Genomic DNA, 12,577 nt, shown 5'->3' on the forward strand with positions numbered 1-12,577 from the left:
GTAAGAAAGATTAGCCAGTGCTTTTCACTATATAAATGCCTATATTTGGCGAGAATTCTCGGCAATAACCCTTTTTACGGAGGCGCATCCCCTGTGCGTACCAACACCCAGACCAAACGCGAGCTGGACAAGATCGACCGCAACATCCTGCGCATCCTTCAGGCGGACGGACGAATCTCCTTCACCGAGCTGGGAGAAAAGGTCGGCCTTTCCACCACGCCTTGCACCGAGCGGGTACGGCGCCTGGAGCGCGAGGGCATCATCATGGGCTACAACGCCCGGCTCAACCCTCAACATTTGAAGGGTAGCCTGCTGGTGTTTGTCGAGATCAGCCTCGATTACAAATCCGGCGATACGTTCGAAGAATTCCGGCGCGCAGTGCTGAAGCTGCCTCACGTGCTGGAATGTCACCTGGTGTCAGGGGATTTCGATTATCTGGTGAAAGCACGGATTTCCGAGATGGCTTCGTACCGCAAGCTACTGGGAGACATCCTGCTCAAGCTGCCCCATGTGCGCGAATCCAAGAGCTATATCGTCATGGAAGAGGTGAAGGAGAGCTTGAACCTGCCGATTCCGGATTGAGCCTGGCTTAAGGCAATGGTTATCTGGACGGCCGCTTTCGCGAGCAGGCTCGCCCCCACACAGAGATCCATTGTGGGAGCGGGCTTGCTCGCGAAGGCCGCGACTCGGTATCGCTGCCTGCTAGACCAACACCTGCCGGTTGCTGGCCATGTATTCATGAATCTGCTGCTCGACCCGCGGATGAATCAGTTCCACCGGCCGCCGCCCATTGGGGCATGGCAGGGTCGCCGTGGTGCCGAACAGCCGACAGATCAGCGGTCGCTCGTCATACACGGTGCAACCGTTGGGGCCCAAGTGCACGCAGTCGAGCGCGTCCATGGCCGCGTCCTGTTCGGCGCGAGTCTTGCGGGGCAAGCGGGCCATTTCCTCGGGCGAGGTGGTCACCGGACCACAGCAGTCATGGCAACCCGGCACGCACTCGAACGTGGGAATCTGCTGGCGAAGCGTGCGGATTTTTTGACTGTTGCAGCTCATCGAGGCGGCCACCGGGGAAGATGGTCCGGGATTTTGCCTTAAAAGCCACGAGCCAGACAGCGCCAACCGACCGGTGTTGCCCAGGGAGGAATCCCCGGCTTATGCTCCGTAAAATTTCTCAAACACAATAATCAGGATTACGCACATGAACGCCCGTGTTCAGCAACCTGTCCCGAGCCACGCGCACGCCGCCTCTTATTACGCCGCCAGCAGCCTGCCGCAACCGGACCATCCGGTATTGCAGGGTGAGTTGGTGACGGATGTCTGCGTCGTGGGTGGTGGGTTTTCCGGGTTGAACACGGCGATCGAACTGGCCGAGCGCGGCCTGAGCGTAGTGCTGCTGGAGGCGCACAGGATCGGCTGGGGCGCCAGCGGGCGTAACGGCGGTCAACTGATTCGCGGCGTCGGCCATGGTCTCGATCAGTTCGAGCCGATCATTGGTGCCGACGGCGTACGCCAGATGAAGCTCATGGGCCTTGAGGCCGTGGAAATCGTCCGACAACGTGTCGAGCGTTTTCAGATCCCTTGCGACCTCACTTGGGGTTACTGCGACCTCGCCAACAAGCCCAGCGACCTGGAAGGCTTCGCCGAAGATGCCGAAGAGCTGCGCAGCCTGGGCTATCGCCACCAGACCCGGCTGCTGCAAGCCGACGAAATGCACAGCGTCGTGGGTTCGGATCGCTACGTCGGCGGGTTGATCGACATGGGCTCGGGCCATCTCCATCCGCTGAACCTGGCCCTGGGCGAAGCCGCCGCCGCGCAGCAACTGGGAGTCAGGCTGTTCGAGCAATCGGCAGTCACGCGTATCGACTACGGCCCTGAAGTGAAGGTGCACACCCAGCAGGGTTCGGTTCGCGCCAAGACGCTGGTACTGGGCTGCAACGCCTACCTCAATGGACTCAATCCGCAACTGGGCGGCAAAGTGCTGCCGGCCGGCAGCTACATCATCGCCACCGAACCCTTGAGCCAGGCCCAGGCACAGGCGTTATTGCCACAGAACATGGCGGTCTGCGATCAACGCGTGGCGTTGGACTACTACCGGCTTTCGGCGGATCGACGCTTGTTGTTCGGCGGGGCCTGCCACTATTCCGGCCGGGACCCGCAGGACATTGGCGCCTACATGCGTCCGAAAATGCTCAAGGTGTTCCCGCAATTGGCGCAGGTGAAAATCGATTATCAATGGGGCGGGATGATTGGCATCGGAGCCAACCGTTTGCCGCAGATCGGCCGGCTCAAGGACCAGCCCAATGTGTATTACGCCCAGGCTTATTCCGGCCATGGCGTGAACGCCACGCACCTGGCCGGCAAATTGTTGGCCGAAGCGATCAGCGGACAGCACAGCAGTGGCTTCGATCTGTTCGCGCGGGTCCCGCACATGACTTTCCCCGGCGGCAAGCACCTGCGCTCGCCGCTGTTGGCACTGGGGATGTTGTGGCATCGGTTGAAAGAGTTGGTTTAAAGAGCTTCACCACGACTGACGACGCTATCGCGGGCAAGCCTTGCTCCCACAGACCCTTTCAATCTGTGGGAGCAAGGCTTGGCCGCGATAACCGTCTCAGGGCCGGTACCACTTCAAAGCCGCCAGAACGGCCTGAGCCCCTCCTCCAATGCCTGCTCCCTACTCAGCCCGATATCACGCAACTGTTCGGGTGTAAGTTCCAACAAGGCTTTGCGTGTATGCAGACGATGCCAGAACAGGGCCCAGCGGCTCAGGTCGGACGGCGCATTGCGCAACATTGCGTCGCGCAGCCCATTCTCCTGCCCTGCCGCCAGTTCCTGACTGTGTAACGTCAGCCGCACATCGCTCAAGCCGTTCATTTTGATCGCTCCTGTTTACTTGGGTAGCCAGAGGTTTCATGATGCGCGGACAGTCAAAAGCAATACAGATTCAACCTATTTATTTTATAAGCATACAGATTCGGTTTCTGCGCCACTGAATCGTCATTTTCCAACCAAACTGTATCGGTTGCAGTTGTCCATCTCATCGGGAGTGCACCATGACCCTCTACGTGAACCTCGCCGAACTGCTCGGCACCCGCATCGAACAGGGCTTCTACCGTCCCGGCGACCGGCTGCCCTCAGTGCGGGCATTGAGCACGGAACATGGGGTCAGCTTGAGTACGGTGCAGCAGGCCTATCGCGTGCTGGAAGACAGCGGGCTGGCAATGCCGCGACCCAAGTCCGGCTATTTCGTACCTGTGGGTCGCGAACTGCCAGACCTGCCGGTGGTAGGCCGTCCGGCCCAGCGTCCAGTGGATATTTCCCAGTGGGACCAGGTGCTGGAACTGATCCGCGCCGTACCCCGCCCGGACGTGGTGCAACTGGGACGCGGCATGCCGGATATCAATTCGCCGACCATGAAACCGCTGCTGCGCAGCCTGGCGCAGATCAGCCGCCGACAAGACATGCCCGGCCTGTATTACGACAACATCTATGGCAACCTCGCGTTGCGCGAACAGATCGCCCGCCTGTCGCTGGATTCCGGCTGCCAACTGGGCCCCAACGATTTGATCGTCACCACCGGCTGTCATGAGGCCCTGTCGGTCAGCATCCGCGCCACCTGCGAACAAGGCGATATCGTCGCGGTGGACTCACCCAGCTTTCATGGAGCCATGCAAACTCTCAAGGGCCTGGGCATGAAGGCTTTGGAGATCCCCACCGACCCGCTCACCGGCATCAGCCTGGACGCACTGGAACTGGCGCTGGAGCAATGGCCCATCAAGGCCATACAGTTGACCCCCAGCTGTAACAACCCGCTGGGCTACATCATGCCCGACGCTAATAAACGCGCGCTGCTGAACCTGGCACAGCGTTTCGACGTGGCGATCATCGAGGATGATGTGTATGGAGAATTGGCCTACACCTACCCTCGCCCACGCACCATCAAGTCCTTCGATGAAGACGGCCGCGTCCTGCTCTGCAGTTCTTTTTCCAAGACCCTGGCCCCAGGCCTGCGAATTGGCTGGGTCGCGCCGGGCCGGTATCTGGAGCGGGTGCTGCACATGAAATACATCAGCACCGGCTCCACCGCGCCACAGCCGCAGATTGCCATTGCCGAATTTCTCAAGGGCGGACATTTCGAACCCCATTTGCGCCGGATGCGCACGCAATACCAGCGCAATCGCGACGTGATGATCGATTGGGTCAGCCGCTACTTTCCGTCGGGCACCCGTGCCAGTCGCCCGCGGGGCAGCTTCATGCTGTGGGTCGAGTTGCCGGAAGGCTTCGACACATTGAAGCTCAATCGGGTCCTACTGGACCGAGGCGTGCAGGTCGCAGTCGGCAGCATCTTTTCGGCATCGGGCAAGTACCGCAACTGTCTGCGGATGAACTACGCTGCCAAGCCAACGGCGCAGATCGAAGAGGCCGTACGCAAAGTGGGCGCCGCTGCCATCGCGTTGTTGAACGAAACCCAGCGCGACGTCGTCTGAACTTTATCCAGGGAAGCAGTACCCAACAGCCGATCAACGCAAACAAGCGGAACGCTCCTACGTGAGATCCAGATCGATCCTGCCTTCGCTTTTGTTAGTCGCCTCGCTGCTGGGCGGCTGCGCCAGTTTTGATATCAGCCGCGAGCCTTCCCAAGCGTTGCCAGCCGCCGAATCCTCATTCGGCCGCTCGGTCCAGGCCCAAGCCGCGCCCCATGAAGGCCGTTCCGGCTTTCGGTTGCTCTCCGACAGCACCGAAGCCTTCACCGCCCGGGCCGAGCTGATCCGTCATGCTCAAAGCAGCCTGGACCTGCAGTATTACATCGTCCACGACGGTATCAGCACGCGGATGCTGGTGGATGAACTACTCAAGGCCGCCGACCGGGGCGTGCGCGTGCGCATCCTGCTGGACGACACCACCAGCGACGGCCAGGATCAGATTATCGCGACCCTCGCCGCTCACCCGCGTATCCAGATTCGCCTGTTCAACCCCCTGCACCTGGGCCGCGCCACCGGCGTGACTCGTAGCCTCGGGCGCCTGTTCAACCTGTCGTTGCAGCATCGACGGATGCACAACAAGCTGTGGCTGGCGGACAACAGCATGGCCATCGTCGGCGGCCGCAATCTGGGCGATGAGTATTTCGACGCCGAACCCAACCTGAACTTTACCGACATCGACCTGCTCGGCGTCGGGCCGGTGGCCGAACAACTGGGGCACAGTTTCGACCAATATTGGAACAGCGCCCTGAGCAAGCCCATCGAACAGTTTCTGTCTCCTCGCCCCACGCCCAAGGACCTAGCCAACAGCCGCCTGCGCCTGCAAGAGTCCCTGGAGCAGACCCAGAAGGAAAACCACGCGCTCTACCAGCAACTGACCGCCTACAAGACCCAGCCGCGCCTGGATACTTGGCGTGACCAGTTGATCTGGGCCTGGAACCAGGCGCTGTGGGACGCGCCCAGCAAAGTGCTGGCCAAGGACGAGCCGGATCCGCAACTGTTGCTGACCACGCAACTGGGGCCCGAACTGACGGGGGTCAGCAAGGAACTGATCATGATTTCCGCCTACTTCGTCCCCGGCCAGCCAGGTTTGGTGTACCTGACCAGCCGCGCCGATGCCGGGGTGTCGGTGAGTCTCTTGACCAACTCCCTGGAAGCGACCGATGTGCCAGCGGTGCATGGCGGCTATGCGCCGTATCGCAGGGCGCTGCTGGAACATGGCGTGCGCCTGTTCGAGTTGCGACGGCAACCGGGCGACAAAGGCAGCAGCCCTCACCTGTTCTACAGCAAATCCTACGGCGAATCGGATTCCAGCCTGCACAGCAAGGCGATCATCTTCGACCAGCAAAAGTCCTTCATTGGCTCGTTCAATTTCGACCCGCGCTCGGTGCTGTGGAACACCGAGGTCGGCGTATTGGTGGACAGCCCGGAGCTTGCCGGCCAAGTCCGCGAGCTGGCCTTGCAGGGCATGGCGCCAGCGCTGAGTTATCAGGCTCGGCTGGAGAATGACAAGCTCGTATGGACCACCGAAGACAACGGCCAGACCCACGACCTGGGCCGCGAACCGGGCAGTTGGTGGCGCCGGTTCAATGCCTGGTTCGCCACGACCATCGGGTTGGAGCGGATGCTTTAGGCCCGGGCCGCTTTTGTGGCAAGGATGTTCAGGCCGTTTGTGTCGCCCCGAATGCCCCTTGGCGCAACAGCAGGATCACCAAGCCGAACGCCCCCGCCGCCATGAACAAAGGCAGCGCATGCCCACTGATCCATTGGCTGCCCGCTCCCGCCGCCAGCGGGCCGATCAGGCAACCGAGCCCCCACAACTGCGCGACATGAGCGTTGGCCCGTACCAGTGCATCGTCGCGGTAACGCTCGCCGATCAGGATCAGCGACAAGGTGAACAAACCTCCCGCGCTGGCGCCGAACAGCACCCACAGCGGCCAGATCAACAGGGTATCGATCAAAAGCGGAACCGCCAGGCTCGATAACGTCAGTACCACCGCGCACCCCGTCAACAGCGCCCGGCGAGACACTCGATCGGCCAGGGCGCCAATGGGCAATTGCAGCAAGGCATCGCCGACCACCACGGTGCTGACCATCGCCAACGCAATGTCAGCGCTGAAGCCCTGGCGCAAACAGTAGACCGGCAGCAACGTGAGGATCATCGCCTCGAACGCAGCGAACAACGACACCGCCCAGGCAATCGCCGGCAAACCTCGGCAAAACGTCCACAAATCGCCAAACGTGACGCTGCCGGCCTCGCTACTCGGTGCCCCGCTGCGGCCCAGCAACAGCAAGGGTGCGATCAACAGCAGGCCGACACCCACCCAGAAGCCGTAGTCATGATCGGTTCCAAGCGCTCCCAGCAGCAACGGGCCGGCCAACTGGCTCAGGGCATAGCTACTGCCATAAAGCGCCACCAGCCGTCCGCGCCATTGCTCAATGACCAGTTGGTTGATCCAGCTCTCGCCGAGAATGAACACCAGGGTCAGGACCACGCCAATCACCAGGCGCAGCACCAACCAGACCGGGTAGCTGGGCAACAGCGCCAGCAATCCGATGGACAGCGCCCCACCCCACAGGCACAGGCGCATCAACCTCGCCGTGCCGAACTGCGTCGCCAACCGACTCGACACCTTGGCCCCGAGCAACACCCCGACAGCCGGCATCGCAGCCATCACGCCAATGGCGAACGAGCCATAGCCCCAGCCCTCGAGTCGCAGCGACACCAGCGGCATGCTTACGCCCAGGGCCAGGCCGACACTCAGGACAGACGCCAACACGGCGAAATAAGTCGCCCAACGCATTTCCACGCTCCTGTGGAGAGTTATCGATTTTTCAGGCATCACCATAAAACAATGTGGGAGCGAGCCTGCTCGCGATGCGGAGCAACATTCAACTGAATCGTCGACTGTCATACCGCTATCGCGAGCAGGCTCGCTCCCACAGGGAGATCAACACTGCATGAAGCCCCCCGGTCACCCTGGGGGCCATCACCGTTACAGCTTGATCCAAGTCGCCTTCAGCTCGGTGTACTTGTCGAACGCATGCAGCGACTTGTCGCGACCGTTGCCCGACTGCTTGAAGCCACCGAACGGCGCGGTCATGTCGCCACCGTCGTACTGGTTGACCCAGACGCTGCCGGCGCGCAGGGCCTTGGCCGTCAGGTGGGCCTTGGAAATGTCCTTGGTCCATACCGCCGCAGCCAGGCCGTACGGCGTGTCGTTGGCGATCTGCACGGCTTCCTCGGCCGTGTCGAAGGCGATGACCGACAGCACCGGGCCGAAAATCTCTTCCTGGGCGATTTTCATCGCGTTGCTCACGCCATCGAAAATCGTCGGCTCGACATACGTGCCGCCGGTTTCCTCAAGAATGCGCTTGCCACCGGCCACCAGCTTCGCGCCGTCGCTGTGACCGGCCTCGATGTAGGACAGCACAGTGTTCATCTGCTGAGTGTCCACCAGTGCGCCAACATTGGTAGCTGGGTCCAGGGGGTTGCCAGGCTTCCAGCCCTTGAGGGCTTCGATCACCAGCGGCAGGAAGGTGTCCTTGATAGAGCGTTCCACCAACAGCCGCGAACCGGCAGTGCAGACTTCGCCCTGGTTGAACGCGATGGCGCTGGCGGCGGATTCGGCAGCGGCTTGCAGATCCGGGGCATCGGCAAACACGATGTTCGGGCTCTTGCCGCCGGCTTCCAGCCAGACACGCTTCATGTTGGATTCGCCGGAGTAAATCATCAGTTGCTTGGCGATCTTGGTGGAGCCAGTGAACACCAGGGTATCGACGTCCATGTGCAGGGCCAGGGCCTTGCCGACGGTATGGCCGTAGCCCGGCAGTACGTTCAGCACACCTTTCGGAATGCCGGCTTCGATCGCCAGGGCAGCGATACGGATGGCGGTCAGCGGGGATTTTTCCGACGGCTTGAGCACCACCGAGTTGCCGGTGGACAGCGCCGGACCAAGCTTCCAGCAGGCCATCATCAGCGGGAAGTTCCACGGCACGATAGCGCCCACGACGCCCACCGGCTCACGGGTTACCAGGCCCAACTGATCGTGCGGGGTGGCCGCCACTTCGTCGTAGAGCTTATCGATGGCTTCGCCGCTCCAGCTCAACGCTTGAGCTGCGCCTGGGACGTCGATGTTCAGCGAGTCGCTGATCGGCTTGCCCATGTCCAGGGTTTCGAGCAGGGCCAACTCTTCGGCGTTCTGCCTGAGCAGGCCGGCGAAACGAATCATGGTGGCTTTGCGCTTGCTTGGCGCCAGGCGCGACCAGACGCCGGAATTGAAAGTGGCGCGGGCGTTTTCGACGGCACGCTGGGCGTCGGCAACGTCACAGCTGGCGATCTTGCCGAGCAGGCGGCCATCGACCGGACTGAGGCAATCGAAGGTTTCGCCGGACACCGCATCGGTGTACTCGCCGTTGATAAAGGCGCGGCCTTCGATCTTCAGGTCGCGGGCGCGTTGTTCCCAATCGGCACGAGTCAGGGTGGTCATGCGTGTGTCCTCCTCTTATTGAGTAAGAACGCCGCGCAATGCGCAGCGCTCAACGAATTCTGCCCGGCCAGCCTGTTTCCCGCGCTGTTTTCGGCGCTATCTTCGGCACAGGGCACCCGCCACCCTAAACCAGCGGCTGGTCATGTTTCAATATATTTGACATAACGCCGGTAAACGGCCTTGCGATGTTCGTTTTAATAAACATAGACTCGAAACCTTCCAAGCCATCACCGGGATCTACCGCATGAGCATTCAGGACATCGTCGATTTCAGCCAGGCCAATACCCCTGCCGAACGCTATCGCCCGGACGCGGCCAAGGTGTTCAAGGGCGATCCCGAACAAACCGTGTTCAACCACTACAGCAGCCCCTGCGGGCAAATGAATGCGGGCGTATGGGAAGGCGCCGTCGGTCAGTGGATGGTCAACTACACCGAGCATGAATATTGCGAGATCGTCCAGGGCGTTTCCGTGCTGCGCGACGACGATGGCAATGCCAAGACCTTGCGGGCCGGCGACCGTTTTGTCATTCCAGCGGGGTTCAAGGGCACCTGGGAAGTGCTGGAGCCGTGCCGCAAGATCTATGTGGTCTTCGAGCAGAAGGCTTGAGCCCCGCTGAAAAAGCCGCTGACACTCTTTCGCTGGTCGGTGACCACCACTGCAGATGAAACTGCCCCCCGGGCGCCACGCATTTTATCGTCACAACGGCAACGCACAGGACGTGCGGCCGAGCCGACAGGTGAGCGCCCCAACTCTATGACTATTTGCAAGGAGGCAACATGCCCGTCTTACCCGATCAAGGCGACACCGTCGTCATTCCCATGCCGACCGATCAATGCGATCTCGCCATCGCCCAATACACCATCGGCCAAAAATGCACCCCTGAACTGCTTGAAGAAGTTCGCGCCCTGGCCAATGGGGCTCCCGTGCGCGCCACGGGCCCGAAGTATCCTACGAGCTGGGATCTGCGCCCGCGACGCATCAACCTGCACACCAATGCCGACAGGATCATTGTGAGCATCAACTGCGGCTGATCGACTTCACACGCACAACAAAAAAGGCCCGTATCTCGCGATACGGGCCTTTTTCGTAAGAAGGGAAAAATCAATTACTTGATTTTGCCTTCCTTGTAGATCACGTGCTTGCGAACAACCGGATCATATTTCTTGATCTCGATTTTGTCCGGGGTAGTACGCTTGTTCTTGTCGGTAGTGTAGAAGTGACCAGTACCGGCGCTCGAGATCAAACGAATCAATTCACGCATGATTAGCTCCCTTAAACCTTGCCATCGCGACGAAGTTCGGCCAGCACGACACTGATGCCACGCTTGTCGATGATGCGCATGCCCTTGGCAGATACGCGCAGACGCACAAAACGTTTCTCTTCTTCAACCCAGAAGCGGTGATGCTGCAGGTTCGGCAGGAAACGACGACGGGTTTTGTTGTTTGCGTGGGAAATGTTATTCCCAGTCACCGGACCCTTACCGGTAACTTGACAGACTCTCGACATGCCTCAGCCCTCTAAAACCACATGCCCAACCCGGCATGGGTTGGCCGCTTAATCTCTCAGTCATTTGGCGCCAGGCGCCGCGTTTCTTTAAGGGTCTTACCGGCTACACCTACAGTGAAGGAACCGGGCCCCTAGAAAAGAGCGCTGCTTTATACCAGAAAGACCACAGCGCAACAACAGCCGATGTGATTTGTCTTCACCGGGAATGCTCGAGCAACCGCCCCGGACGGCTGGAGTAAAGGCCGGCGCGGCCCGTTACCACTCGTCGCTGCGCGCAGGTTTTTTTCACCCGCGACGGTTTTGAGCCATCAACGCGCCGGCGCAGAGTGCCGGAAAATGCAAAAAGGGGATAGTCATTTAGCGACGAGCCCACTAGGGTAGGCCTTTTCCAGACTGCACTCGCAGATGGGCCTTCGACTTGCACAGGAAACCGACCATGCGCCTCGCTGCCCTACCATTGTTGCTCGCCCCTCTGCTGATTACCCCGCAGGCCTTGGCCGCCGCCCTGAGCGTCTGCACCGAAGCCAGCCCGGAAGGGTTCGATGTCGTCCAGTACAACTCCCTGACGACTACCAACGCCTCTGCCGACGTGCTGATGAACCGCCTGGTGGATTTCGACACCGCCAGCGGCAAGGTGGTCCCCAGCCTGGCCGAGCACTGGGAAGTCTCGACCGACGGCCTGACCTACCTGTTCAAGCTACGCCCACAGGTCAAGTTCCATCGTACCGAGTACTTCACGCCGCGCCGCGACCTGACCGCCGAAGATGTGAAATTCAGCTTCGAACGCATGCTCGACCCGGCGAATCCTTGGCACAAGGTTGCGCAGAGTGGTTTCCCCCACGCCCAGTCCATGCAGCTACCCGCTCTGATCAAGAAAATCGACGCACTGGACCCGTTGACCGTTCGCTTCACCCTCGATCACGCGGATTCGACCTTCCTGGCGACGTTGAGCATGGGCTTTGCCTCCATCTATTCGGCCGAATACGCCGATCAGTTGCTCAAGGCCGGCACACCGGAAAAACTCAACAGCCAACCGATCGGTACCGGCCCATTCATTTTCAACCGATTCCAGAAAGACGCCTCAATTCGCTACAAGGCCAACGCTGATTATTTTGGCGGCAAGCCCCAAGTGGACCCGCTGGTTTTCGCGATCACGCCGGATGCCAACGTGCGCCTGCAGAAACTGCGGCGCAATGAATGCCAGATCGCCTTGTCACCCAAGCCACTGGATGTACAGGCCGCCCGCCAGGAGCCCACGCTGAGCGTGGCCCAGACCGACGCCTTCATGACCGCGTTCGTGGCGATCAACAGCCAGCATCCGCCGCTGGACAAACCTGAGGTGCGTCAAGCCATCAACCTGGCATTCGACAAGGCCAGCTACCTCAAGACTGTCTTCGAAGGCACCGCCGAAGCCGCCAATGGCCCCTACCCGCCGAACACCTGGAGCTATGCCAAGAGCCTGCCGGGCTACACCCATGACCCAGCCAAGGCTCGTGAATTGCTGGCCAAGGCCGGTTTGAAGGAGGGTTTCCAGACCACCATCTGGACTCGTCCATCCGGCAGCCTGCTGAACCCCAACCCCAGCGTCGGCGCGCAACTGCTGCAGTCCGACCTGGCGGAAATTGGCATCCAGGCCGAAATCCGCGTGATCGAATGGGGCGAACTGATCCGCCGCGCCAAAGCCGGCGAACATGACCTGCTGTTCATGGGCTGGGCGGGCGACAACGGCGACCCGGACAACTTCCTCACACCGCAGTTTTCCTGCGCAGCGGTCAAGTCCGGGACCAACTTCGCCCGCTACTGCAACCCGGACCTGGACAAACTGATCAGCGCCGGCAAGACCACCGGCGAACAGGGTGTGCGTGCCAAGCTCTACGAACAGGCACAGGCGCAGATCCAGCAACAGGCCCTGTGGCTGCCGCTGGCCCACCCAACGGCGTTCGCGCTGACCCGCAAGGATGTGCAGGGTTATGCGGTCAGCCCGTTTGGGCGGCAGGATTACTCCAAAGTCAGCCTCAAGTAACCCCGGCCCCCAGAGCCCCGCCGGGGGAGCCTGTGGGAGCAAAGCTTGCTCGCGATGACGTCATCACATACAACCC

13 protein-coding genes are annotated in these 12,577 nt (G+C 60.7%); 7 read left to right on the forward strand and 6 right to left on the reverse strand.

All coding sequences use genetic code 11. The features are described from left to right. Positions 1-93: 93 nt before the first annotated feature. On the forward strand, positions 94-582 hold the full coding sequence (locus DTP52_RS07165) for an Lrp/AsnC ligand binding domain-containing protein (protein WP_003206849.1): 489 nt from the start codon (positions 94-96) through the stop codon (positions 580-582). Between the two features lie 120 nt (positions 583-702). On the opposite strand, the gene DTP52_RS07170 is transcribed toward DTP52_RS07165, so the two are convergent. Next, positions 703-1,056, reverse strand: coding sequence for a YkgJ family cysteine cluster protein (locus DTP52_RS07170; RefSeq protein ID WP_109752703.1), 354 nt, complete (start codon positions 1,054-1,056; stop codon positions 703-705). A 145-nt stretch (positions 1,057-1,201) separates the two neighbouring features. Here DTP52_RS07170 and DTP52_RS07175 point away from each other — a divergent pair, with 145 nt between their 5' ends. Continuing rightward, on the forward strand, positions 1,202-2,515 hold the full coding sequence (locus tag DTP52_RS07175) for an FAD-binding oxidoreductase (protein WP_109752704.1): 1,314 nt from the start codon (positions 1,202-1,204) through the stop codon (positions 2,513-2,515). A gap of 113 nt (positions 2,516-2,628) precedes the next feature. Here DTP52_RS07175 and DTP52_RS07180 read toward each other — a convergent pair whose 3' ends face one another. Further along, complete coding sequence (locus DTP52_RS07180; RefSeq protein ID WP_109752705.1) at positions 2,629-2,874, reverse strand: DUF1127 domain-containing protein; 246 nt, start codon at positions 2,872-2,874, stop codon at positions 2,629-2,631. A 179-nt stretch (positions 2,875-3,053) separates the two neighbouring features. On the opposite strand from DTP52_RS07180, the gene DTP52_RS07185 reads away from it, so the two are divergent. Continuing rightward, positions 3,054-4,487: a PLP-dependent aminotransferase family protein gene (locus DTP52_RS07185; protein WP_109752706.1), complete on the forward strand. Its 1,434-nt coding sequence runs from the start codon at positions 3,054-3,056 to the stop codon at positions 4,485-4,487. Between the two features lie 61 nt (positions 4,488-4,548). Next, a complete protein-coding gene (locus DTP52_RS07190) occupies positions 4,549-6,114 on the forward strand; it encodes a phospholipase D family protein (RefSeq protein ID WP_109752707.1) in 1,566 nt (521 codons plus the stop codon). 28 nt (positions 6,115-6,142) lie between these two features. Here DTP52_RS07190 and DTP52_RS07195 read toward each other — a convergent pair whose 3' ends face one another. Both DTP52_RS07195 and DTP52_RS07200 read right to left on the reverse strand, forming a co-directional pair. Then, positions 6,143-7,285 (reverse strand): MFS transporter, encoded by a 1,143-nt coding sequence (locus tag DTP52_RS07195; RefSeq protein ID WP_109752708.1) that lies wholly within the window; start codon positions 7,283-7,285, stop codon positions 6,143-6,145. A 192-nt stretch (positions 7,286-7,477) separates the two neighbouring features. Next, positions 7,478-8,971, reverse strand: coding sequence for an aldehyde dehydrogenase (locus DTP52_RS07200; RefSeq protein WP_109752709.1), 1,494 nt, complete (start codon positions 8,969-8,971; stop codon positions 7,478-7,480). Positions 8,972-9,215: 244 nt separating this feature from the next. On the opposite strand from DTP52_RS07200, the gene DTP52_RS07205 reads away from it, so the two are divergent. Together DTP52_RS07205 and DTP52_RS07210 are read left to right on the forward strand one after the other, a co-directional pair. Continuing rightward, positions 9,216-9,578, forward strand: coding sequence for a cupin domain-containing protein (locus DTP52_RS07205; RefSeq protein WP_109752710.1), 363 nt, complete (start codon positions 9,216-9,218; stop codon positions 9,576-9,578). A gap of 170 nt (positions 9,579-9,748) precedes the next feature. After that, positions 9,749-10,003: a peptidase inhibitor gene (locus DTP52_RS07210; RefSeq protein ID WP_232199874.1), complete on the forward strand. Its 255-nt coding sequence runs from the start codon at positions 9,749-9,751 to the stop codon at positions 10,001-10,003. Positions 10,004-10,077: 74 nt separating this feature from the next. On the opposite strand, the gene rpmG is transcribed toward DTP52_RS07210, so the two are convergent. Both rpmG and rpmB read right to left on the reverse strand, forming a co-directional pair. After that, the gene (rpmG, locus tag DTP52_RS07215) at positions 10,078-10,233 is read right to left on the reverse strand and encodes a 50S ribosomal protein L33 (RefSeq protein ID WP_003177274.1); all 156 of its coding nucleotides are present in this window, start codon (positions 10,231-10,233) and stop codon (positions 10,078-10,080) included. 11 nt (positions 10,234-10,244) lie between these two features. After that, on the reverse strand, positions 10,245-10,478 hold the full coding sequence (rpmB, locus tag DTP52_RS07220) for a 50S ribosomal protein L28 (RefSeq protein ID WP_003177273.1): 234 nt from the start codon (positions 10,476-10,478) through the stop codon (positions 10,245-10,247). A gap of 436 nt (positions 10,479-10,914) precedes the next feature. On the opposite strand from rpmB, the gene DTP52_RS07225 reads away from it, so the two are divergent. After that, complete coding sequence (locus DTP52_RS07225; protein WP_109752711.1) at positions 10,915-12,501, forward strand: ABC transporter substrate-binding protein; 1,587 nt, start codon at positions 10,915-10,917, stop codon at positions 12,499-12,501. The last annotated feature ends 76 nt before the right edge of the window (positions 12,502-12,577 follow it).

The organism is Pseudomonas sp. 43mfcvi1.1, assembly GCF_900115935.1.
GTDB classification, from domain to species: Bacteria; Pseudomonadota; Gammaproteobacteria; order Pseudomonadales; family Pseudomonadaceae; genus Aquipseudomonas; species Aquipseudomonas bijieensis.